At 60.9% G+C, this 21,117-nt stretch carries 23 protein-coding genes; 9 read left to right on the forward strand and 14 right to left on the reverse strand.

All coding sequences use genetic code 11. From position 1 onward, the window contains the following. The first annotated feature begins 60 nt into the window (after positions 1 to 60). The 3 genes from CYR32_RS21650 to CYR32_RS06655 all read left to right on the forward strand — a co-directional run bounded on the left by CYR32_RS21650 (position 61) and on the right by CYR32_RS06655 (position 2,194). Positions 61 to 207: a hypothetical protein gene (locus CYR32_RS21650; RefSeq protein ID WP_165698192.1), complete on the forward strand. Its 147-nt coding sequence runs from the start codon at positions 61 to 63 to the stop codon at positions 205 to 207. Positions 208 to 639: 432 nt separating this feature from the next. Further along, entirely contained in the window at positions 640 to 1,146 is a 507-nt protein-coding gene (locus CYR32_RS06650) for a ferritin-like domain-containing protein (RefSeq protein ID WP_101823611.1), read from the forward strand. A 151-nt stretch (positions 1,147 to 1,297) separates the two neighbouring features. Then, positions 1,298 to 2,194, forward strand: coding sequence for a manganese catalase family protein (locus CYR32_RS06655; RefSeq protein WP_101823612.1), 897 nt, complete (start codon positions 1,298 to 1,300; stop codon positions 2,192 to 2,194). Between the two features lie 365 nt (positions 2,195 to 2,559). Here CYR32_RS06655 and CYR32_RS06660 read toward each other — a convergent pair whose 3' ends face one another. The 7 genes from CYR32_RS06660 to CYR32_RS06690 form a co-directional block, all read right to left on the reverse strand. After that, a complete protein-coding gene (locus tag CYR32_RS06660; protein WP_101823613.1) occupies positions 2,560 to 3,048 on the reverse strand; it encodes a YciE/YciF ferroxidase family protein in 489 nt (162 codons plus the stop codon). Between the two features lie 280 nt (positions 3,049 to 3,328). Next, complete coding sequence (locus CYR32_RS06665; protein WP_101823614.1) at positions 3,329 to 4,495, reverse strand: zinc-dependent alcohol dehydrogenase; 1,167 nt, start codon at positions 4,493 to 4,495, stop codon at positions 3,329 to 3,331. Next, positions 4,495 to 5,031 (reverse strand): SRPBCC family protein, encoded by a 537-nt coding sequence (locus CYR32_RS06670; protein WP_101823615.1) that lies wholly within the window; start codon positions 5,029 to 5,031, stop codon positions 4,495 to 4,497. The genes CYR32_RS06665 and CYR32_RS06670 overlap by 1 nt, the downstream gene beginning before the upstream one ends. A gap of 203 nt (positions 5,032 to 5,234) precedes the next feature. After that, positions 5,235 to 6,056, reverse strand: coding sequence for a metal ABC transporter permease (locus tag CYR32_RS06675; RefSeq protein ID WP_101823616.1), 822 nt, complete (start codon positions 6,054 to 6,056; stop codon positions 5,235 to 5,237). Then, complete coding sequence (locus CYR32_RS06680) at positions 6,044 to 6,913, reverse strand: metal ABC transporter permease (RefSeq protein ID WP_101823617.1); 870 nt, start codon at positions 6,911 to 6,913, stop codon at positions 6,044 to 6,046. The genes CYR32_RS06675 and CYR32_RS06680 overlap by 13 nt, the downstream gene beginning before the upstream one ends. After that, positions 6,910 to 7,689, reverse strand: coding sequence for an ATP-binding cassette domain-containing protein (locus CYR32_RS06685; protein WP_101823618.1), 780 nt, complete (start codon positions 7,687 to 7,689; stop codon positions 6,910 to 6,912). The genes CYR32_RS06680 and CYR32_RS06685 overlap by 4 nt, the downstream gene beginning before the upstream one ends. Continuing rightward, a complete protein-coding gene (locus CYR32_RS06690; RefSeq protein ID WP_101823619.1) occupies positions 7,686 to 8,627 on the reverse strand; it encodes a metal ABC transporter substrate-binding protein in 942 nt (313 codons plus the stop codon). Before CYR32_RS06690 ends, CYR32_RS06685 begins: the two co-directional genes overlap by 4 nt. A gap of 210 nt (positions 8,628 to 8,837) precedes the next feature. Between CYR32_RS06690 and mntR the strand changes: the two genes are divergently transcribed. The 6 genes from mntR (at position 8,838) to CYR32_RS06720 (ending at position 13,833) form a co-directional block, all read left to right on the forward strand. Next, positions 8,838 to 9,305 (forward strand): manganese-binding transcriptional regulator MntR, encoded by a 468-nt coding sequence (mntR, locus tag CYR32_RS06695; RefSeq protein ID WP_101823620.1) that lies wholly within the window; start codon positions 8,838 to 8,840, stop codon positions 9,303 to 9,305. A 497-nt stretch (positions 9,306 to 9,802) separates the two neighbouring features. Further along, complete coding sequence (locus CYR32_RS06700) at positions 9,803 to 10,822, forward strand: methionine ABC transporter ATP-binding protein (RefSeq protein ID WP_101823621.1); 1,020 nt, start codon at positions 9,803 to 9,805, stop codon at positions 10,820 to 10,822. Next, positions 10,819 to 11,487: a methionine ABC transporter permease gene (locus CYR32_RS06705; protein WP_101823622.1), complete on the forward strand. Its 669-nt coding sequence runs from the start codon at positions 10,819 to 10,821 to the stop codon at positions 11,485 to 11,487. Before CYR32_RS06700 ends, CYR32_RS06705 begins: the two co-directional genes overlap by 4 nt. A gap of 16 nt (positions 11,488 to 11,503) precedes the next feature. Continuing rightward, positions 11,504 to 12,316 carry a MetQ/NlpA family ABC transporter substrate-binding protein gene (locus CYR32_RS06710; protein WP_101823623.1) on the forward strand — a complete coding sequence of 271 codons (813 nt, stop codon included), beginning with the start codon at positions 11,504 to 11,506 and terminating at the stop codon, positions 12,314 to 12,316. Positions 12,317 to 12,431: 115 nt separating this feature from the next. Further along, positions 12,432 to 13,040, forward strand: coding sequence for a TetR/AcrR family transcriptional regulator (locus CYR32_RS06715; RefSeq protein ID WP_101823624.1), 609 nt, complete (start codon positions 12,432 to 12,434; stop codon positions 13,038 to 13,040). A 112-nt stretch (positions 13,041 to 13,152) separates the two neighbouring features. Further along, entirely contained in the window at positions 13,153 to 13,833 is a 681-nt protein-coding gene (locus CYR32_RS06720) for a type 1 glutamine amidotransferase domain-containing protein (protein ID WP_101823625.1), read from the forward strand. A gap of 69 nt (positions 13,834 to 13,902) precedes the next feature. Here the strand turns inward: CYR32_RS06720 and CYR32_RS06725 are convergent, their stop codons facing one another. The 7 genes from CYR32_RS06725 to CYR32_RS06755 all read right to left on the reverse strand — a co-directional run bounded on the left by CYR32_RS06725 (position 13,903) and on the right by CYR32_RS06755 (position 21,003). Continuing rightward, the gene (locus CYR32_RS06725; protein WP_101823626.1) at positions 13,903 to 14,442 is read right to left on the reverse strand and encodes a GNAT family N-acetyltransferase; all 540 of its coding nucleotides are present in this window, start codon (positions 14,440 to 14,442) and stop codon (positions 13,903 to 13,905) included. Positions 14,443 to 14,587: 145 nt separating this feature from the next. Then, positions 14,588 to 15,241, reverse strand: coding sequence for a methionine ABC transporter permease (locus tag CYR32_RS06730; protein WP_101823627.1), 654 nt, complete (start codon positions 15,239 to 15,241; stop codon positions 14,588 to 14,590). Beyond that, positions 15,225 to 16,322: a methionine ABC transporter ATP-binding protein gene (locus tag CYR32_RS06735; RefSeq protein WP_101823628.1), complete on the reverse strand. Its 1,098-nt coding sequence runs from the start codon at positions 16,320 to 16,322 to the stop codon at positions 15,225 to 15,227. The genes CYR32_RS06730 and CYR32_RS06735 overlap by 17 nt, the downstream gene beginning before the upstream one ends. Positions 16,323 to 16,325: 3 nt before the next feature. Further along, entirely contained in the window at positions 16,326 to 17,147 is an 822-nt protein-coding gene (locus CYR32_RS06740; RefSeq protein ID WP_101823629.1) for a MetQ/NlpA family ABC transporter substrate-binding protein, read from the reverse strand. 39 nt (positions 17,148 to 17,186) lie between these two features. Then, positions 17,187 to 18,554: an LLM class flavin-dependent oxidoreductase gene (locus tag CYR32_RS06745; protein ID WP_101823630.1), complete on the reverse strand. Its 1,368-nt coding sequence runs from the start codon at positions 18,552 to 18,554 to the stop codon at positions 17,187 to 17,189. Next, entirely contained in the window at positions 18,554 to 19,759 is a 1,206-nt protein-coding gene (locus CYR32_RS06750) for an SfnB family sulfur acquisition oxidoreductase (protein WP_101823631.1), read from the reverse strand. Before CYR32_RS06750 ends, CYR32_RS06745 begins: the two co-directional genes overlap by 1 nt. Positions 19,760 to 19,773: 14 nt before the next feature. Then, complete coding sequence (locus CYR32_RS06755; RefSeq protein WP_101823632.1) at positions 19,774 to 21,003, reverse strand: SfnB family sulfur acquisition oxidoreductase; 1,230 nt, start codon at positions 21,001 to 21,003, stop codon at positions 19,774 to 19,776. Positions 21,004 to 21,117 lie beyond the last annotated feature (114 nt).

A 21,117-nucleotide genomic window follows, 5' to 3' on the forward strand; every position in this document is an offset into this window, starting at 1 on the left:
TTTTGGCTCATGCTTTTTTTCCTGAGCATGATGTAAATGCACTGATAAAAGGACGGTTCTATGAAAGACAGCGAATTACCGGACAAAATCCAGGATGATCCCCATGAGGGCCAACCCGATGGCAAAACGAATCTGGTCATCGCTTACACCGCGTGGGCGATATTTGTGGTGGTCATCGGCACTTATGTTACGGTGTTCTGGCGCTGACAGCCGCGCTTCCGGAAAAAAGATAAGCCGCCTGTTATCCTGATGAGACAGGCGGTTTTTTTATCTCTGCTGTTTATATTTCATTGCGTTTTCCCCTCTTGTTTCTTCTGCTTTTTGCTCTTCGGAATCCTCTTAATCTTGGCCTGTTTACCCTGTGATGCGGCTTACTGAATATTGCCTCTCCCGCCTGCGGCAATGTAAACCGTGAAACCGCGCCGGGCCGCGTACCGCGCGGGCTGATGCCCGCCGGCCCTCTGGCCTGCTGCCCCGCAGGTAAATGCCAAATTTATTATTTTCATAGAGTTAATATCGGTAAATTGCCGTTTATCAGACACAATCTCTCTGCGCTGACTGGATAAATGGTCATTTGCGGCTAAGCTTAATCATGTAACGGAAATTGATGTTCTACGGTGAATAACTGGGAGATAACGTATGACAACGCTAGAAAATTATCTTGATTGGCTGCGAGACGCTCACGCGATGGAAGAACAAGCCGAAACCATGCTGAAAGGTATGGCCGGTCGCCTTGAGCATTATCCTGACCTGAAAATGCGTATCGAGCAGCATATTAGCGAAACCAAAGACCAACAGCGTTTAGTTAAAAGCGTCATTGATCGTTATGACACCTCTAATTCCACCTTTAAAGATATTGCCGGTAAAGCCACCGCAATGGGCCAGGCAATGGGCGGTATGTTTGCCAGCGATGAAGTTGTAAAAGGTGCAATCAGCGGTTACGTGTTTGAAAATCTGGAAATTGCCTCTTATACCTCATTGATCGCTGCCGCTAAAGTGGTGGGTGACCAGGAAGGGGAGCGTATTTTCAGCCAGATCCTGGAACAGGAAGTGGCCATGGCGAAATGGTGCCTGGATCATCTGCCGGATGTTACCCAGAAATTCCTTGCCCGCTCTGAAGCACCGAATACCGAAGCCAAAAAATAGTTTTTCTTCTCTGTCCCGGTACAGATGTACCGGGATAACAATAATTGCAGTGCCCCCCATTTCCGATTCCATGCCTGAATAAGGCAGGGCCGCGTTTACCCTTAAATTTGCGGAATCGGGTGAGTATGTCCAAAACAAGAGGAAGCATATAATGTTTAAGCATGTTAAAGGACTCCAATATACCGTTCGTGTTGCCGGCCCTAACCCAGGCCTGGCGAATTTAATGCTGGAGCAGTTCGGCGGCGCGCAAGGCGAGCTGGCCGCGGCAATGCGCTACTTCACCCAGGGTCTGGCAGAAGATGATGCAGGGCGTAAAGACCTGCTGCTGGACATCGCGACCGAAGAGCTGAGCCACCTGGAGATCATCGGTACCATTATTGCGATGCTGAACAAAGGCGCCAAAGGCGACCTGGCAGAAGGCACGCAAAAAGAAGCCGAGCTTTACCGCTCCCTGACCGGCAACGGCAATGACAGCCACATCACCTCGCTGCTGTACGGCGGCGGCCCGAGCCTGATCAACTCAGCAGGCGTACCGTGGACGGCTGCTTACGTCGACACCATCGGTGAACCGACCGCTGACCTGCGCTCTAACATCGCTGCCGAAGCGCGTGCAAAACTGGTGTATGAGCGCCTGATCAATGTTACTGATGACCCGGGCATCAAAGATGCGCTGGGCTTCCTGATGACGCGTGAAGTCGCGCACCAGAAATCCTTTGAAAAAGCGCTCTACTCCATCCGCAACAACTTCCCGCCGGGCAAACTGCCGCCGGTGCCGGAATATGCCAATACCTACTTCAATATGTCGGGTGAAGGGGAAGTGCGCGGCAGCTGGAACGCCGATGAGAACTTCAACTACGTCAGCAACCCGCAACCGGCTGTTGACGGCGGCGATGGCGGCGCATCTGTAGCACTGGGCGGTGAGCAGAAATCTGACCTGGAAGCGATGATGATGCGTACCCAGTCCAGCCCGGACATCAACCCGGTGACCGGTGCCGATTTGGGTGCTGCCAACCCGATTGATAAAGATCGCGCTACGGGTAAAAAATAACCCACGCCTGCTGTCCCTGACGCAAGGTAATAACCGCCGCCCACATCACCGGGCGGCTTTTTTATTGTGCCCGCCTATTGTTAACAAGCCGTTAATAACTATAAGCCACTTTAACACCCCAGGCTAAATATCGTGCTACCAGCATAGGAATAGTCTTAATAAATAAGCGGCCAACCGCTCAGGCATTTACCTTAATAAACGGGACGTTATAGTAGCAGGGTAATGATTTTCACTGTAACGAAGATCACCTTGACACTTTTTTGCCCGCGTCTTGCGGGCTTTTTTTTGCCGCGGCCAAAGCAAGCGACAATAAAAAACCCCGGCATCAGCCGGGGCGGGGATATTCGCTGTCACGAATCGGGAGATTATTTCGCCGGGGCAGTCTGGCCTTCGGCAATAATAGTCAGCTTCTCATCGGTGGCTTTCTCTTCTTTCAGCGTCTCTTCCAGCAGGGAAGCCGCTTCGGTAAAGCCCAGTTTCAGCGCCATCGCGTGCAGGGTGCCGTACGTCGCGATCTCATAATGCTCTACTTTCTGGGCGGCACCGATCAGGCCTGCATCACGTACCGGGCCTTTCTCAACGCCGTCAATGATCTCCTGCGCTTCCTCTACCAGCCCTTCCAGCGCGTGGCACTTCATACGTTTGATACGCAGTTCCGGCGTTGCTTCAACCAGCTGGTCCAGACGTTCAATCTGCCCCTGGGTCTCTTCCAGGTGAGTATGGAAAGCATCAACTAACTTAGGGTCCTCAGCCGCACGGGCCATTTTTGGAAGAGCCTTAGTTATTTGTTTCTCGGCGCTGTAAACGTCAGACAAATCATGAATGAAAAGATCCTTCAGGGTCTTAATAGCCATCTGGTTATCCTCTGTTGTGCTGCATTAGTAGGGAATGTCATTAAAATTGCATAACCTGTTGCTGCAATTTTTATCCTTCACTATTAAGTAATAGCTGAAAGTGACGGAATTTCCAGTAAAGCGCCTGAGAGAAGTCCGGATATTCCTTTTCAGCCGGGTGCGTGACCTGTGTTTTTTATTTCCGCGGCTTAGGCGGGGGATTTCCCGGCTTTCATGGGGTGACAGGCCATTATTTACCGGCCTGCGGGTACGCCCCCGCGGTATAGCGGGGGCGCGGCAGTCAGGGTTTAAATACCGCACGCAGGCAGCCGTCAGTTTTATGTTTGAACATGTCATAGCCGAGCGGCGCATCTTCCAGTGAGAAGCGGTGCGTCACCATAAATGCCGGGTCCAGCTCCCCTTTGGAGACGTGGTCCAGCAGCCGGTGCATATAGCGCTGCCCATGCTGCTGGGCAGTGCGCACTGTCAGCCCTTTGTTCATCATCAGGCCAAGCGGGAATTTATCCATCACCCCATACACCCCCAGGATCGAGAGGGTACCGCCTTTGCGGCAGGCCATCATCGCCTGGCGCAGCGCCGCGCCGACATCGGTTTCCAGGTGCAGCAGCTGCTTGGTGCGGTCATACACCTGCGTCAGCCCTTCGCCTTTGGCTTCCATCCCCACGGCGTCGATGCAGCTGTCCGGGCCGCGGCCGCCGGTCAGTTCCAGCAGCGCTTCCTGAATATCCACTTTGGTGTAGTCCAGCGGAATCGCCCCAATCTTGTCACGCGCCATTGCCAGCCGTTCCGGGAAGCGGTCGATGGCGATTACCTTCTCCGCCCCCATCAGGTAGGCGCTCTGTTGCGCCATCAGCCCGACGCCGCCGCAGCCCCACACCGCGACAATATCGCCGGGGTGAATGTTGCAGAAATCCGCCCCCATGTAGCCGGTGGGGGCGGCGTCGGAGAGGAACAACGCCTGCTCATCGGTGACGTTTTCCGGCACGACAAAACAGTCGTTGTCAGCGAACGGCACCCGCACATATTGCGCGTGGGAACCGGCATAACCGCCGAATGCGTGGCTGTAGGCGTAGATCCCGGCGGTGGGGTAACCGAGGATCGGCTCTGCCAGCTCCGGGTGCGGGTGGGTGTTGTCACAGCAGGAGTAGAGTTGCTGCTGACAGAACCAGCAGGAGCCGCAGACGATAAACGACGGCACCACCACGCGGTCACCGGGTTTGACCTTTTTCACCTCGCGGCCAACCTCGACAATCTCCCCCATAAACTCATGGCCCAGCACATCCCCCTCTTTCATGCTCGGGATCAGGCCGTCGATGATGTGCAGATCGGAGCCGCAGGTGGTGGTCAGCCCGACGCGGACAATCGCATCTTTCGGGTTGATGAGGGTCGGGTCGTTTACGGTTTCGACCCGCAGGTCATTGACGCCATTCCAACAGAGTGCTCGCATTACGCCTCCTTCTCTTTGCGGTCGCCGGCGGCCGGCAACGGGGCCAGCTGCGGGATTTCACCGGTTTCGGCCAGGCTTTTAAACCGGCGCAGGGCTTTGCCCAGGGTCTCTTTGGGCACCAGGTCAAACATGGAGGTGAGCTTCTCACCCAGCGCGCCGCCCGGTGGGTCAAACCGCACCTCCAGCGTCAGCTCCGTGCCTTTATTGCCCGGTGCCGGGGCGAAGCTGAGGCGGCCCTCATTCGGCATATCTGCGCCTTTCAGCGATCGCCAGAGGATGAACTGCCCCTCGGCCTCATCCACAATGCGCACCTGCCAGTCAAATTTCTTGCCCAGCGGCCCCTCGACCCGCCAGCGGGATTCGGTGTCACTCAGCACCTCAATATCGGCAAAGTGGCCCATCACCAGAGGCAGGGTGTCAGGCTGCCGCCAGAGCCGGTGCAGCTCTGCCGCCGGGCGGCCAATGGTAATCCAGCGGCGGATCACCGGCTCATCACTGCCTTTCACCCCGGTGGCATCAAGATAAGAGTCTTGCAAAATCGTCCCCTCCTGGTTGCTTGCACAAAAGGCGGCACAACACCCCGCCCAGCATCACTCCTATACAGTTAAGCAAACTTCAGACAATTCACCGGAAAATGAGGCGAATTTGCAGGGAATGGGTGGGGAGGAGGGGAATAGGGATGATAATGCGATAAACGTCGGGTGCTTATCAGCCCGATAAACACAGTAAATATGAAGAATCAGCCTGCTTTATGCCGAAAAAGCCTGCCGCCCGCATGCGCCAGCACAAATACCGCCGCCTGGATCAGGACGATCACCGGGCCGGTGGCGGCGTCGAGGTAGAAGCTGAGGTAGGTGCCGCTGATACACGAGCACACCGAGACCAGCACGGCGACGGTGAGCATCGCCGGGAAGCGGCGGCAGAGCTGGAAGGCGGTGATGCCGGGGGTGATCAGCATCGCGATCACCAGAATCACCCCTACCGCCTGGAGCGCGGCGACGATGGTCAGCGCCAGCAGGGCCAGCAGGCCGTAATGCAGCAGCGTGACCGGCAGGCCGCTGATGCGCGCCTGTGCCGGGTCAAAGCAGAACAGCACCAGATCGCGCTGTTTCAGCAGCACTATCGCCGTGACTATCAGAGCGATCGCCAGCGTCTGCACCAGCTCCGCGTGGCTGATACCCAGCACATTGCCGAACAGCAGGTGCGTCAGGTGCTGGTCGGTGTCGAGGCGGGAGAACATCACCAGCCCGATGGCGAACATCCCGGAGAAGACGATGCCCATCACCGCATCCTCCTTCACCCGGCAGTGGTCGCGGATAAAGCCGGTCGCCAGCGCGCACACCATGCCGGAGCCAAATGCGCCGATCACCAGCGGCAACCCGGCCAGCCAGGCCAGCACCACGCCCGGCAGCACCGCATGGGCTATCGCATCGCCCATCAGAGACCAGCCTTTCAGCACCAGAAAGCAGGAGAGCAGGGCGCAGACGATGCCGACCGCCACCGAGGCGAGCAGGGCGCGCTGCATAAAGGCAAACGACAGCGGTTCCGTCAGCCATTCCATCCGCTTTCCTCCCGGGCGTGGCGGCGGGCGCGCCACGCCCCCAGCAGCCCATGTTTGGGGGCGAACAGGAACGCCAGCAGGAACAGCAGGGTTTGCAGCGTCACAATCACCCCACCGGTCGCGCCGTCGAGATAGAAACTGAGCCACGCGCCCATCGCGCTGGTGAACGCGCCGATCAGCACCGCCAGCAGCAGCAGGCGCGGGAAGCGGTCAGTGAGCAGGTAGGCCGTCGCGCCCGGCGTAATCACCATCGCGATCACCAGAATCGCCCCCACGGTTTGCAGCGCCGCCACCGTGCAGGCGCTGAACAGCGTGAAAAAAATGAGCTTCAGCCGCAGTGGTAACAGCCCCACGGTGCGCGCGTGGCCTTCGTCAAAAAAGACCACCAGCAGATCTTTCCACAGGCAGAGCAGCACCAACAGCGTTACGCCGATGATGATCTGCACCTGCATCACATCCTCATCGGCAATGCCGAGGATATTGCCGAACACAATCGACTGGATGTTCACCGACGTGGGGTTAAGGGAGATAATCAGCAGCCCGGCGGCAAAAAAGGTCGAGAACACAAAGCCGATGATCGCGTCCTCACGCAGCCGGGTCAGGTGGCGGATCAAGGCCATCGCCACGGCAGCCAGCATCCCGGTCAGGAACGCGCCTGCCGCGTAGGGCAGGCCGAGCGCATAGGCCCCGGCAACGCCCGGCACCACCGAGTGGGAGAGCGCATCCCCCATCAGTGACCAGCCCTTCAGCATCAGGTAGGCGGAGAGAAAGGCGCAGGCCGCGCCCACCAGCCCGCTGACCCAGATCGCCTTGAGCATGTAGTCATACCGCAGCGGCAACAGCAGCAGATCGATCATACCGTGCCCCCGGCCACCGCGTCCGGCAGGTTCAGTGAAGAGAGCACACCGCCGAACGCGCGCTCCAGGTTGGCGCGGGTGAAGGTCTCCGCCAGCGGCCCGGCGGCCAGCACCGTGCGGTTAATCAGCACCGCGCTGTCGCAGAAGGCGGGCACACTGCTGAGGTTGTGGGTTGACACCAGAATCAGGTGCCCCTCGGCGCGCAGCGCCTTCAGCAGGTCAACAATCGCGTTCTCCGTCTGCACATCCACGCCGGTGAACGGCTCATCCAGCAGCAGCACCCGCCCCTGTTGTGCCAGCGCCCGCGCCAGAAACACCCGCTTTTTCTGGCCGCCGGAAAGCTCACCAATCTGCCGGTGCTGCAACGCCGTCAGCCCGACGCGCGCCAGCGCCTCGTCCACCTGCTGGTGATCCTCTTTTGAAGCGATGCGCAGGAAATTCATCCGGCCGTAGCGCCCCATCATCACCACATCCCGCACCAGCACCGGGAAGTGCCAGTCCACCTCCTCGGCCTGCGGCACATAGGCGATGCGGTTCTGCTTCAGCGCAAGGCGGATGGGCCGGCCATCCAGCGTCACGCGCCCGGCAGAGGGGCGCACCATCCCCATGATGCTTTTGAACAGCGTGGACTTGCCGCTGCCGTTGACGCCAATCAGCGCGCAGAGCATTCCGCCCTGCAACCGGAAACTGGCCCCCTCCAGCGCGGTGTGGCCGTTACGGTAGGTGACGCTCATGCCTTCCACCGCCAGGTGCGGCAGCGCTGCGGATGCGTTCATTGGTTAAACCCCTTCGCGATGGTGTCAACCGTGACAGTGAGCAGATCGAGGTAGGCCGGCACCGGGCCGCCGGCCGCGGAGAGGGAGTCAACATACAGCACGCCGCCGTAGCGTGCGCCGGTCTCCTTGCTGACCTGACGCGCCGGTTTGTCGGAGATGGTGCTTTCGCTGAACACCACCGGCACCTGGTGTTCGCGCACCTGGTCGATCACCTGCCGCACCTGTTGCGGGGTGCCTTGCTGGTCGGCATTGATCGGCCAGAGATAGAGCTCTTTCAGCCCGTAGTCACGCGCCAGGTAGCTGAACGCCCCCTCGCTGGTGACCAGCCAGCGCTGTGCAGGTGGGATGTTATTGAGGCGGGCGCGCAGCGGCGCATCCAGGGCGCGGATTTTATCGGCGTAGGCGCGGGCGTTGCGGTTATAGGTGTCACGGTTGGCGGGGTCATACTTCACCAGCGCCGCGCGGATGTTGTCGATATAGATCAGCGCATTCTGCGGGGACATCCAGGCGTGGGGGTTGGGGTTGTTGCGGTAGGGGCCGTCACGGATCGGCACCGGCGTGATGCCCTGGGTGATCACCACCGACGGCACGTCGCGCACATTCTCAAAGAAGCGGCTGAACCAGCGCTCCAGGTTCAGCCCGTTCCACAACACCAGATCCGCAGACTGGGTTTTGACGATGTCACGCGGCGTGGGCTGGTAGTCATGGATTTCCGCGCCGGGACGGGTGATCGACTCCACCACGGCGGCGTCGCCGGCCACGTTTTGCGCCATGTCCTGAATCACGGTAAAGGTGGTCAGGACCCGGAACTTTTTTTCGGGCGCCCCCTCAGCCTGCGCGCTGCCGGTAAACAACGCCACCAGCATGCTTACCAGCATCAGCCGCAGCGTAAACGGTGAGCGGCCATATAACCCCAGCAGTTGCCTGAATCGTGCCATTGTTGCCCCCTTATCACGTCATCGGGTCGATCCCGCGGCCCGCCGCATCAGATCGATTAATAAACAGGTATAGCACAGGCTATATTTTATAGCAAAAGCAAAAGACAGCGAAATTTGTTATGAGGCGCGCATGGTTTACAATGAGCGCGGTCAAGATGCTAATACCGGAGAGGAGTGCCGGGGATTGGTCAGTAAAAATGAGGAACGTGAATGACCCAGAACGACAAAACCAACCCGACCGGCAGTAACCCACTATTGGGTGTCGAAGAACATGTGCAGGGATTCTTACAGGTACGCGAAGCCCACCGCCGGGAACTGATCGACGACTACGTCGAGCTGATTTCCGATCTGATTGGCGAATTCGGCGAAGCGCGGCAGGTGGATCTCGCCGCCCGGCTTGGCGTGTCGCAGCCGACGGTGGCCAAGATGCTGAAACGGCTGGCTGCCGCCGGCCTGGTGGTACAGATGCCCTACCGCGGCGTGTTTTTAACGCCGGAAGGGGAAAAACTGGCGGTGGAGAGCCGCATCCGCCACCAGATTGTGGAGTCTTTCCTGCTGGCGCTGGGCATCAGCCCGGAAACCGCCCGCCGCGATGCAGAAGGCATCGAACACCATGTCAGTGATGAGACGCTGGAGATCTTCCGCCGTTTCACGGAGCAGGGCCGCAACCCGGCATAACCCTGTTTCCGGCTTATTGCCTGTGGCGGCAATAAGCCTGAACCCGCGTTAACTAAATTCCACGTTAACAAAGCCAAATAACGTATTTTGCTCCGTCGCCTGTTTTCGGTAACGTGGTGGCTGTCCCGTAACAGGTCACCTTTACCGGCTGCCTGACTGGCCGGGCATTTCTGCAAACCGTTACTCCCGTTATTATGGCCATTCCGCTGAGTGGCCCTTTTTTTACCTGTTTTTTATTGCCGTTCTGATAATAACCGGAAAGGTTACCGGGGCTTTTCCTGTGAAAACCACAAGCAACTATAAGGTTAGAAAAAAAAGCCATAAGCAAACCTGTTTTAATCCTTTCGCTTAGGTAGCGCATTCTTTAGCATGGGCAGGCAAACACACTTTTTATGTCATGAATGCCAGTTATTCATCTATAAATAAAAGCTCAACGCAGCAGATTATTTATTCAGCATCTTGCTGAAAATAGCGGCAATTGATAAGGAACAGGGGATATGATCGTTCTTTCGAACGTGACCAAACAATTTAACGGCGATAAACAGCCGATTGTGGCGGTCGATAACGTCAGCCTGAGCGTTGAACGCGGGCAGATTTACGGCATCATCGGCTACAGCGGGGCGGGGAAAAGCACCCTGATCCGGTTGCTGAACGGGCTGGAAAAACCGACCTCCGGCGTGGTGAACGTCGCGGGGCAGGACATCGCCCAGGCCAGCGGTGAGCAGTTACGCCGCGCCCGTCTGAAAATCAGCATGGTGTTCCAGCACTTTAACCTGCTCTGGTCGCGCACCGTCAGCGAGAACATCGCGTTCTCGATGCAGATTGCCGGCACACCGAAAACGGCGATCCGCCAGCGGGTGCAGGAGCTGGTGGCGCTGGTCGGGCTGCAGGGGCGTGAGGATGCCTACCCCTCCCAGCTCTCCGGCGGCCAGAAACAGCGCGTCGGCATCGCCCGCGCGCTCGCCAACAATCCCGAAGTGCTGCTGTGTGACGAAGCCACCTCCGCCCTGGACCCGCAAACCACCGACGCCATCCTTGAGCTGCTGCTGGACATCAACCGCAAGCTTAACCTGACCATCGTGCTGATCACCCACGAAATGCATGTAGTGCGCAAAATCTGCCACCGGGTGGCGGTGATGGAGAGTGGCCGGGTGGTGGAAGAGGGTGAAGTGATCCAGGTGTTTACCCACCCACAACAGCCGATTACCCGCCAGTTCGTCAACCAGGTAAACCAATACCAGCAGACGGAAGAGGCGTTTAACCCGCAGCTGGTGAAATCCCTGGGCGGCAACGTGCTGAAGCTGACCTTCACCGGCACCAACGCCCACCAGCCGGTGGTGTCAGAACTGGCGCTGCGCTACCAGCTGCCGTTTAACATCCTGCACGGCAAGATGACCCAGACCGCCAACGGCGCGTTCGGCGAACTGTGGCTGCACGTCAACACCACGCCGGACCTGCTGGAGAAAATTTTGCACGACCTGCAACACCATGACATCAATACCGAGGTAGTCCAATGATCGCATCCCTTTTCCCGCACCTGAAACTGGATCAGCTCTGGGCGGCCACGCTTGAAACGCTCTATATGACGTCGCTCTCCGGCATCGCCACCTTTTTGCTGGGCATTGCATTGGGCCTGGCGCTGTTTCTGACGGCGCGCGGCGGCCTGTTCCAGAATAAGCCGCTCTACACGGTGATTTCCGTCATCGTGAACGTGTTCCGCTCTATCCCGTTCATCATCCTGATTGTGCTGCTGATCCCGTTCACCAAAACACTGATCGGCACCATCCTGGGCGCCAACGCCGCCCTGCCGGCGCTGATTGTCGGCGCGGCACCGTTTTACGCCCGGCTGGTGGAGATCGGCCTGCGTGAAGTGGACAAAGGCGTCATTGAGGCGTCGCGCTCGATGGGCGCGCGCGTCAGCACCCTGATCTTCCGCGTGCTGCTGCCGGAGTCCTCCCCGGCGCTGGTCTCCGGCATCACCGTGACGCTGATCGCGCTGGTCAGCTACAGCGCGATGGCCGGGGTCATCGGCGCAGGCGGCCTCGGCAACCTCGCGTATCTGGAAGGATTCCAGCGTAACCATAACGACGTCACCCTGGTGGCGACCGTGATGATCCTGATCATCGTGTTCATCATCCAACTGGTGGGCGATGTGATCACCTCCCTGCTCGATAAACGTTAACAGACGGAAAAATAAGATGAAAAAAGCACTGACACTGTTGGCTGCGGCCACGCTCTCCGCCCTGAGCCTCTCCGCCTGGGCAGACACCCTGACCGTGGGCGCGTCCAACGTGCCGCACGCTGAAATCCTGGAGCAGGCCAAGCCGATTCTGGCGAAACAGGGCATCGATCTGGAGATCAAACCGTTCCAGGACTACATCCTGCCGAACACCGCGCTGGCCAGCCGTGACATCGACGCCAACTATTTCCAGCATGTGCCTTACCTGAACAGCGTGCTGAAAGACCACGAAGGCGACAAAGACTATGACTTCGTCAGCGCAGGCGCGATCCACATTGAGCCTATCGGCATCTACTCCAAAAAGTACAAAAGCCTGAAAGACCTGCCGAACAAAGGCAAAGTCATCATGCGTGACGCCGTGGCGGAAGAGGGGCGTATCCTCTCTATTTTCGAGCGTGAAGGCGTGATTAAGCTGAAACCGGGCGTGAGCAAGACTGACGCGCGCATCAGCGACATCGTGGAAAACCCGAAAAACCTGCAATTCCTGCCGAACGTCGAAGGCTCGCTGCTGCCGCAGATGTATAACAATGACGAAGGTGACGCGGTTGTCATCAACGCCAACTACGCGATTGACGCGGGCCTCGACCCGGTAAAAGACCCGATCGCGGTTGAGAGCGGTGAGAACAACCCGTATGCCAACATCATCACCGTACACCACGGTGACGAGAACAAACCGGACATCAAAGCGCTGGTGACCGTGCTGCACTCCAAGCAGATTCAGGACTGGATCCGCACCAAATACAAAGGCGCAGTGATCCCGGTTAGTAACTGATTACCGCTCTGATTCGTCCACAACCCGGAACTGGCTTCCGGGTTTTTTTATGGGCAAAATAAAATAAACAGAGATTTTTGTAGACGACTGGTCTAATTAAGTCTAAGGTTACTTCATGAACAAAACAACAGCACAGAAAACGGCCGGCACGCAACAGCGCATCCTGGATACCGGGTACCGCATTATGGCGGCCAAAGGGTTCTCCGCCGTCGGGCTGAACGAAATCCTGACCGCGGCCTCGGTGCCGAAAGGGTCGTTTTACAACTATTTCAGCTCCAAAGAGGCGTTTGGCGAAGCGCTGCTGAATTACTACTTTGATGACTATCTCACAGAGATGGGCGCGCTGTTTGCCCGGCAGGATCTCACTGCCGCCCAGCGGCTGATGGCCTACTTTGAGCAGTGGCGGGATAACCAGTCCTTTGAGGATTGCCAGGGGAAATGCCTGGCGGTGAAACTCGGGGCAGAAGTGGCTGATTTATCAGAAGCGATGCGTACCTCGCTCAGGCGCGGCACCGGGGCCATTACCCGGCATATCGCCGGGGTGATCAACCAGGGCCTTCACGACGGGTCGCTTCAGGTGGACGTAAACGCCGATGAGACAGCCCAGAGCCTTTACCAGCTTTGGCTCGGGGCCAGCGTGATGGTGAAGATTACCCGTACCACGCAGCCATTTGACGCCGCGATGGCAGCGACCCGGCAGTGGCTTAACCTGCCGGCACAGTAACCGCAGTACCCGCTTTCTTTGAAAACGCCTTACCGGCGTTTTTTTAGCGGCGAGTTTAAGACGACCGGTCTATTTTAGACAACCCTTACATTCTGATATTCGGAGAGACACCATGAACGTATTAATCGTACTGACTTCCCATGACCAGCTTGGCGATACCGGCCGTAAAACCGGCTTCTGGCTGGAAGAGCTGGCGGCCCCTTACTACGCCTTCAAAGAAGCGGGCGCGACCATCACGCTGGCGTCCCCGGCCGGTGGCCAGCCGCCGCTGGACCCAAAAAGCAATGAGCCGATGTTCCAGACGGATCTGACCCGCCGCTTTGAAGCGGATGCCGAGGCCACGGCGCAGCTCGCCGCCACCGTGCGTCTCGACAGCGTTTCCCAGGCCGGTTTCGACACCGTGTTCTATCCGGGCGGCCACGGCCCGCTGTGGGATCTGGCAGAAGACCGCCACTCCATTGCGCTGATTGAAGCCTTTGTCGCAGCCAACAAACCGGTCGCTTTTGTCTGCCATGCGCCGGGCGTGCTGCGTCACGTAAAAACCCCGGCTGGCCGCCCGCTGGTGGAAGGCAAAAAAGTCACCGGCTTTACCAATACCGAGGAAGAGGCGGTCGGGCTGACGAAGGTCGTGCCGTTCCTGGTGGAGGATGAGCTGATTGCGAAAGGCGGGATCTACTCCAAAGGGGAAGACTGGGGTTCCTACGTGGTAACCGATGGCCTGCTGATCACCGGGCAGAACCCGACCTCCTCTGCCGCCACCGCCGCCCGGCTGATTGAGCAGTTCCGGAAGTAACATTTCTGCTGCGCCTGAACGTCACAACCCGGAACTCGTTTCCGGGTTTTTTTATGGGCGATTATCTGCTTAAGGCAACGGCACCCTGTTCGTATCCGGCCGCCCGGGTTTGACGGCGGTGAGCGGCACCAGCCATTTGATGAAAGAGAGGTGGCCGTCGTAGGGCGGTTCGCTGTAGCGGGCCGGATCGGCGTTGATGTCAAACAGCGGGGTGTAGCCGAGGGACAAACAGAGGCTGACCGCTTCCGGCTGGCGGAAACCGGTGGTAAGAAACGCCTGCTTATACCCCGCCAGCCGGGCGCGGCGCTCCAGCTCCTGCACCATATAGAGCGCGACGCCCTGGCGGCGGTGGTCAGGCCGCGTCCAGATGTGCGACAGCGCCGCGGTGTCATGATCATAAGGGGCGTAGGCCCCGATGCCGATCGCCTCGTCGCCGTGCTTCAGCGCCAGGAACGCGCCTTGCGGCGCAGAGTACAAGGAGGCCGGGCCGTCGCCGCGATCGCCGGAATTCACGCCGTAACGCTGGCGGCACTCGCCGGCCAGCGCCGCGATCAGGGGCACAATACAGGCATCATCAGGGGTGGTTTCAACAAAACAGATCTGATCCATGGACTCTCCTCATTCTCTGTACAGCATCAGGATAATGGGAATGCATAATGCCGTTCAGGCACTATTCCTGACCGCAGGCCGGAAGTAAAACAACAAATCCGGCAAACGGAAGCTGAAAAATGCAGAAGAATCCCCTGACCGACCCTCAGGCGCGGTGGTTAAGGCGGCGCGCCAGCCGGTCACCGGCCAGTTGCAGCAGCGTGACCAGTGCCACCAGCGCCACAATCACCGTCAGCATTACCTGCGTGTCGAAACGCTGGTAGCCGTAACGGTAGGCGAGGTCGCCCAACCCGCCCGCGCCAATCGCCCCCGCCATCGCGGAGGCGTTGATCATCGTCACCAGTGTGATGGTAAACCCACTGACAATCCCCGGCAGCGCTTCAGGCAGCAGCACATGGCGGATGATATGCCCGCGCTTGCAGCCCATCGCCTGCGCGGCTTCCGTCAGGCCGTGATCGACTTCGCGTAAACTGACTTCCGCAATCCGTGCGAAAAACGGCATCGCCGCCACCGTCAGCGGCACCACCGCCGCCCAGACGCCATACGAAGTGCCGACCAGCATCCGCGTGAACGGGATCAGCGCCACCATCAGGATCAGGAAAGGTATTGAGCGGAACAGGTTGACCAGCCCGCCCAGCACCCGGTTCAGCGACACATTCTCATACAGGCCGTTGCGGTCGCTTACCACCAGCACCACCGCCAGCGGCAGGCCGAGCAGCAGTGCCAGCAGCGAGGAGATGCCCACCATCAGCAGCGTGTCGAGGAACCCGCCCCACAGGCGGTCAAGCAGCAGTGACATAACCCAGTACCTCCACACGGTCAGCAATATCATCAGAATTCGGCAGCGGTGCGCCGCCGGCAGGGGTCACGGCCAGCAGCAGGTGGCCGACCGCGCGCCCCTGAATCGGCTCCAGGGCGCTCTCGACCAGCGTGACCGTACCGTTAAACGCCGCCAGCACCCGGTTGAGATCGGGCGTGACGCCGTCACCGTGGTAGCGCAGCCGCACCAGCAGCGGGGCGTGCGGCGTTCCCGGCGTAGCGGTCAGCTGGTCACTGAAACGGGCGGGCAGCCGGTCATGCCCCGGCGTCAGCAGGCTGCGGGTGGTGGGTTGCTGCGGGTTGCCGTACACCGCCCACACCGGCCCCTGTTCGATAATCTGCCCGCGTTCAATCACCGCGACACGGTGGCAGAGGTCGTGGATCACCTCCATCTCATGGGTGATCAGCACAATGGTGATGCCCATCTCGCGGTTAATCTGCCGCAGCAAATCAAGGATGGCGCGGGTAGTTTCCGGGTCGAGCGCCGAGGTCGCCTCATCACACAGCAGCAGCGCCGGGTCATGCACCAGCGCGCGGGCGATGCCGACGCGCTGTTTCTGGCCGCCGGAGAGCTGCGCCGGGTAGGCGTCCTGCCGCGCTTCCAGCCCCACCAGCGCCAGCAGGCGGTCTACCCGTTGATTGCGCTCCCCGGCTTCCACCCCGGCCACGCGCAGCGGCAGTTCGATGTTCTGCCGCACTGTTTTGGCGGAGAGCAGGTTGAAATGCTGGAAAATCATGCCGGTGCGGCGGCGGTACGCCACCAGCTGATCCTCATCCAGCGTGCCGATGTCGGTGCCGTCCACCACCACGCGGCCGCCGGTGGGGCGCTCGAGCCGGTTCAGGGTGCGGATCAGCGTGGATTTGCCCGCCCCGCTGCGGCCGATGATGCCGAAAATCTCCCCGCGGCGGATGGTCAGGTCAATGTCCTGCAACGCCGCCACCTGCTGGCCGGGGTAGACTTTGCTGACCCCGGCGAGGTGCAGGTGCGTCTCATCGCCGGTATGCCAGGGGATCGCCGCCGCCTCGGTGCGGCCGGGGTGGGGAAGCTCAATCACCGTCATCGCTTACTGGCTCCAGCCGGGTTGGTAGAGTTTGCCGTAGAAGCTGTCGAGTTTGGCGCGTACCACCGGCGAATGCTGGTAGATAGAGACAAACTGCTTCAGGCGCGGGTCGTTCTGGTGGCCGTCACGCACCACAAACTGAATCACATACTCGGGGTGTTCCAGCCCATCAAACAGCAGCGCGTTATTGGGGTCGATCACGCCGGAGAGCCGCAGGTAGTGCGGGTAGCCCACCGCCAGGTCGACCTCATCCAGCGTGCGCGCCAGCTGCACTGCCTCCACTTCGATAATGTCGATATGCTTCGGGTTGGTAACGATGTCCGCCGTGGTGGCCTTGATGCCGACGCCCGGCGTCAGGGTAATCAGCCCCGCTTTCTGCAACAGCAGCAAACCGCGCCCGCCGTTGATCGGGTCGTTGGGGATCGCCACTTTGGCGCCGTCCGGCAATTCCGCGATGGAGGCATGTTTTTTCGAATACAACCCGACCTGGTTGATGATCGCCGGGGCGTAGGCCACCAGGTGGAAGCCGCCCTCCTGGTTGGCATTCGCCAGGAACGGGCGATGCTGGAACAGGTTAACGTCAATGTCGCCGTTCTCCAGGCTGACGTTCGGGGCGATCCAGTCGCTGAACTCGATAATCTCAACCTTCAGCCCCTGTTTGCCCGCCTCGGCGGCGGCGGCTTCCAGCGGCGGTGAAAAGGCTGCGGTGGTGCCGACCTTCAGCGGGCCGCCCTCTGCCGCGGCGGCCGCGCCGGAAAGCGCCATGCAGGCCGCCAGTAACAAACTTTTGCCCAGGCGGGCGTGTTCCCAGAGTGGTGTGGTCATGTCGTTTCCCTATGAAAAAAGTAAAAGTAAAAAGGTCTGCTACCTGATGTTGTTCTGGGTCAGGGCGCGCCATGCCGCTGCCGGGTGGCTGGCGGGCAGGCGGTCGCCCTGGCGGAACAGCTTTTGCCGCAGCGTGCCCGGCCGGTAGGCGGTTTTGTAGCGCCCGCGGGATTGCAGCTCCGGGATCACCCAGCGGATCACATCCTCATAGCTGCCGGGGTTGAGGATGCGCGAGAGGTTGAAGCCGTCCACGTCGCCCTCATCGATCCAGCGCAGCAGCTGATCGGTGACCTGCGACGGGTCACCCACCAGCAGCGGGTAACGGCTGCCCATCGCGTGCTGTTCCAGCAGGCGGCGGCGTGTCCAGCCGCTGTAGGTGTTGGTGACGGACTCAATCGCCTGCGTCGGCCCGGCCTGAATCGGCTCATCCAGCCCGTAACGCGCCAGATCGATGCCGGTGGAGCTGGAGAAGTGGGCGATGCCCGCCTCCGGGCTGGCGTAACGCAGGTAGTCGCGGTACTTCTCCTGCGCTTCGGCGGCGGTCGGCGCGACAATCACCCCGACGCCCATAAAGACTTTCAGCGCATCGGCCGGGCGGCCGGCGTCCACTGCTGCCTGCCGCAGGGCGTGCACCTGATGGCGCATCGCCTCCGGCGTACTGCCGGTGACGAAGGTGCACTCCGCATGGCGGCCTGCAAACGCCAGCCCGCGCGCCGAGCTGCCCGCCTGGAACAGCAGCGGCGTGCGCTGGGGGGACGGCGAACTGAGGTGGTAACCCTCCATGCGGTAGAACTCGCCCTGATGGCGGATGCTGTGGATTTTGGCCGCATCGGCATAGCGCCGCCGCGCCTTATCCGCCACCACGGCGTCCTCTTCCCAGCTCCCTTCCCAGAGTTTGTAACTCACCTCCAGGAATTCATCGGCCTGGTCGTAGCGGCGGTCGTGCGCCACCTGGGTCGGCCTGCCCATTGCCCGGGCGGCGCTGTCGAGGTAGCCGGTGACAATATTCCAGCCGATGCGGCCGTTGGTGAGGTGGTCGAGCGTCGACATCCGGCGGGCAAACGGGTAGGGCGCTTCGTAGCTGAGGTTGGCGGTCAGGCCGAAGCCGAGGTGCGTTGTGACCGCCGCCATCGCCGAGACCAGCATCAGCGGGTCATTGACCGGCAACTGGATCGCCTCCTGCGCCGTGAGGCCGATGCCGTTCTGGTAGACGTCATACACGCCGAGGATGTCAGCGATAAACAGGCCGTCAAACAGCCCTTTTTCCAGCAGCGCGGCCAGCTCTGTCCAGTAGCTGAGCCGGTTGAACTCGGTTGAGCGGTCGTGCGGGTGCGTCCAGAGCCCGTGGTGGATATGGCCGACGCAGTTCATGGTAAAGGCGTTGAGCAGCACCTCTTTTCCAGCCATCAGATCGTCCCCCGGCGCGGCGGCAGCACGCCATTCAGTACATAGTTGCCGATGGCCGGGTATTTCCAGCGCACCGGGTCGTGCAGGGTATGGGTGCGGGCGTTGCGCCAGTGGCGGTCGAAATTAAACTCCGCCAGGGTGGCGCGGCTGCCCGCCAGCTCAAACAGCAGGTTCCCGGCCTCCAGGGAGGTTTCCGTGGTCCAGGCGCGCGCCCGGGCCACGGCGACAGAGGCCTCTGCCACCGTCTCCGCGCAGGTATGGCGCTGGGCGGCGTCCACCGCTTCCCCGGCCAGTTCCAGCAGCGCGTCACCCGCCTCAAGCCGCGCCGTCAGCCGCCCGATGCGGTCCAGCGTCAGCGGGTCATCACTCGCTTTCTCCACGCCGGAATCGATCCACGGCCGCGACTGGCTGCGCACAAAGCTGAGCATATCCCGCCAGGCGGCGCGGCCGATGCCCTGATCGATGGCGGCGTGCAGCAGTTGCGCCAGCGGGCCGACCGGCGTCGGGCGTTCGAAAGCGGTCTGGAACGGCACGATGTCCTGGTCGTCGGCCGGGGTGGCGTCAAAGGTCACGGTGCCGCTGCCGGTGGTGCGCTGGCCAAAGCCTGACCAGTCATCCACGATGGTTAACCCCGGGGCGTCAGCGGGCAGGAACACCAGCCGCTCTTTGCCGTCCTCACCCAGCGCGGCAGTGGGCACCCGCCCGGCAAACAGTGCGCCGGTGGCATAGAATTTCTGCCCGGTGACCTGCCACTGCCCGCCGTGGCGTTCCAGCCGGGTATGGCGCTGGTGCGCCGCCGCCGAGCTGAACTCCGCCAGCGCATTGCCGAAATGCACGCCCGCCAGCACTTCACCGTACAGCCGCGCCTGCTGCTGCGGGGAACCGTTCACCCGCAGCACCTCCAGCGCATAAAAGTGGTTTTGCGGCACCTGGCCGATGGCCCCGTCCGCCTCGCTCAGCAGGGCGATCACCTGCGCCAGCACGGCGTTCGGCAGCGCCGGGCCGCCAAAGGCTTCCGGCACCGTGATGCCGCCCAGCCCGGAGGCGAACAGCTCCGCCAGCTCTTCACGCGGCAACAGGCGCTCGCGGTCTCGCCGGGCCGCACCGGCGGCGAAGCGACCGGCCAGTGCGGCGGCGGTTTCCAGTGCCTGCCCGGCAGAGGTGATCCGCGCCGCCGGGCGTGACGGTGTAACATGGGTGGTCATAGCGATGTCCTTGTTCAGATCCAGGAGTGGCGGGCCGGCAACTGGCCGTTCAGCGTATAGGCACCGATGGCGTGGTATTTCCAGCGCACCGGATCGTGCAGGGTGTGGGTACGGGCGTTGCGCCAGTGGCGGTCCAGCCCGAATTCCGCCAGCGTGGCGCGGCTGCCGCCCCATTCCAGCAACTTCTCGCTGGCCCGCAGCGCCACCTCGGTGGTCAGCACCTTGGCCTGCGCCACCGCGATAGAGGCGTACGCCGCGCTTTCCGCCGTCACCGGCCGGGCGTCTGTCTCATCCAGAATGCGCGCCGCCCGCTGCAGCAGGGCGTTGGCTGCCGCCAGCTCGGTATCAAGCCGCCCGACGTCGGCCAGAATGTAGGGGTCGTCCGCATTGCGGGCGGTCTGCGCATCCACCCACGGGCGCGAACGCTCGCGGATAAAGGCGTGCGCCTCATCCAGCGCTCCCTGGGCGATCCCGGCGTCGATCGCCGCCTGGATCAGCTGGGAAATCGCGCCCTGGATGTTGGGGCGCTGCGCCAGCAGGGAGAGCGGCAGCACATGGTCGGCAGCGACCGCCACGTCGCGCAGCCGCATACTGCCGCTGGCTGTGGTGCGCTGCCCCATGCCTGACCAGTCATCAATAATCTCCAGCCCCGCAGCCGGTTGGGGGATCAGCGCCAGCACCGGCTGCCCGGCGTCGTCCAGCGCTTTGACCGCGATAATCTGGGCGAACAGTGCGCCGGTAGAGTAGAACTTGTCCCCCGTCAGGCGCAGCCCGTGACCGGTGTGGTGCAGGCGTGCCTGCATATCCAGCGTATGGCGGGTGTGCTTCTCCGGGCCGCCGTTGCCGATGCGCTGCCCGCCCACCACCGCGCCGAATATTTTCTGCTTGAGCGCCGCCGGGGCCAGTTCATCAATCAGCCGGATCAGGCCGAAATGGTTCTGCGGGATCTGCCCCAGCGCCGGGTCAACGGCGGAGATCACGCGGAACACCTCAGCCAGCACGGTAAAGGGCAGCCCGGCACCGCCATATTCTGCGGCAATGGTGATGCTCCCCAGCCCGCGCTGGCTGAACAGCGCCAGCGCCTCATGCGGATAAATGCGGTCACGGTCCCGGGCCACGGCACCGGGCGCGGCCAGCGCGGCGACGGCCTGCGCCGCCTCCAGCGCCTGTTGCGCAGTATGGATACGCGCCGCCGACGGGGTGCCCGGCCGGTGTGTCGGCGCAGGTGAAACGGCATCAACCATGATTATTCTCCCGGGATAAATTAAAGGTAAAAATCAGGGCGCAGAAAACAGGGGCAATGCGGAACCGGCATTACCGTCTGGCTGCGGGAAAAGGATCGTTATTCTATTCTCGCG

The organism is Chimaeribacter coloradensis, from assembly GCF_002858715.1.
GTDB lineage: Bacteria > Pseudomonadota > Gammaproteobacteria > Enterobacterales > Enterobacteriaceae > Chimaeribacter > Chimaeribacter coloradensis.

Bases quoted from the DNA above. Each gene is read 5' to 3' on its own strand.
- CYR32_RS06750 (WP_101823631.1), bottom strand. From the start codon at position 19,759: ATGACCACCCATGTTACACCGTCACGCCCGGCGGCGCGGATCACCTCT.
- CYR32_RS06705 (WP_101823622.1), top strand. From the start codon at position 10,819: ATGATCGCATCCCTTTTCCCGCACCTGAAACTGGATCAGCTCTGGGCG.
- CYR32_RS06715 (WP_101823624.1), top strand. From the start codon at position 12,432: ATGAACAAAACAACAGCACAGAAAACGGCCGGCACGCAACAGCGCATC.
- CYR32_RS06755 (WP_101823632.1), bottom strand. From the start codon at position 21,003: ATGGTTGATGCCGTTTCACCTGCGCCGACACACCGGCCGGGCACCCCG.
- CYR32_RS06685 (WP_101823618.1), bottom strand. From the start codon at position 7,689: ATGAACGCATCCGCAGCGCTGCCGCACCTGGCGGTGGAAGGCATGAGC.
- CYR32_RS06655 (WP_101823612.1), top strand. From the start codon at position 1,298: ATGTTTAAGCATGTTAAAGGACTCCAATATACCGTTCGTGTTGCCGGC.
- CYR32_RS06700 (WP_101823621.1), top strand. From the start codon at position 9,803: ATGATCGTTCTTTCGAACGTGACCAAACAATTTAACGGCGATAAACAG.
- CYR32_RS21650 (WP_165698192.1), top strand. From the start codon at position 61: ATGAAAGACAGCGAATTACCGGACAAAATCCAGGATGATCCCCATGAG.
- CYR32_RS06690 (WP_101823619.1), bottom strand. From the start codon at position 8,627: ATGGCACGATTCAGGCAACTGCTGGGGTTATATGGCCGCTCACCGTTT.
- CYR32_RS06730 (WP_101823627.1), bottom strand. From the start codon at position 15,241: ATGTCACTGCTGCTTGACCGCCTGTGGGGCGGGTTCCTCGACACGCTG.
- CYR32_RS06650 (WP_101823611.1), top strand. From the start codon at position 640: ATGACAACGCTAGAAAATTATCTTGATTGGCTGCGAGACGCTCACGCG.
- CYR32_RS06725 (WP_101823626.1), bottom strand. From the start codon at position 14,442: ATGGATCAGATCTGTTTTGTTGAAACCACCCCTGATGATGCCTGTATT.
- CYR32_RS06710 (WP_101823623.1), top strand. From the start codon at position 11,504: ATGAAAAAAGCACTGACACTGTTGGCTGCGGCCACGCTCTCCGCCCTG.
- CYR32_RS06665 (WP_101823614.1), bottom strand. From the start codon at position 4,495: ATGCGAGCACTCTGTTGGAATGGCGTCAATGACCTGCGGGTCGAAACC.
- CYR32_RS06735 (WP_101823628.1), bottom strand. From the start codon at position 16,322: ATGACGGTGATTGAGCTTCCCCACCCCGGCCGCACCGAGGCGGCGGCG.
- CYR32_RS06740 (WP_101823629.1), bottom strand. From the start codon at position 17,147: ATGACCACACCACTCTGGGAACACGCCCGCCTGGGCAAAAGTTTGTTA.
- CYR32_RS06660 (WP_101823613.1), bottom strand. From the start codon at position 3,048: ATGGCTATTAAGACCCTGAAGGATCTTTTCATTCATGATTTGTCTGAC.
- CYR32_RS06720 (WP_101823625.1), top strand. From the start codon at position 13,153: ATGAACGTATTAATCGTACTGACTTCCCATGACCAGCTTGGCGATACC.
- mntR (WP_101823620.1), top strand. From the start codon at position 8,838: ATGACCCAGAACGACAAAACCAACCCGACCGGCAGTAACCCACTATTG.
- CYR32_RS06680 (WP_101823617.1), bottom strand. From the start codon at position 6,913: ATGATCGATCTGCTGCTGTTGCCGCTGCGGTATGACTACATGCTCAAG.
- CYR32_RS06675 (WP_101823616.1), bottom strand. From the start codon at position 6,056: ATGGAATGGCTGACGGAACCGCTGTCGTTTGCCTTTATGCAGCGCGCC.
- CYR32_RS06745 (WP_101823630.1), bottom strand. From the start codon at position 18,554: ATGGCTGGAAAAGAGGTGCTGCTCAACGCCTTTACCATGAACTGCGTC.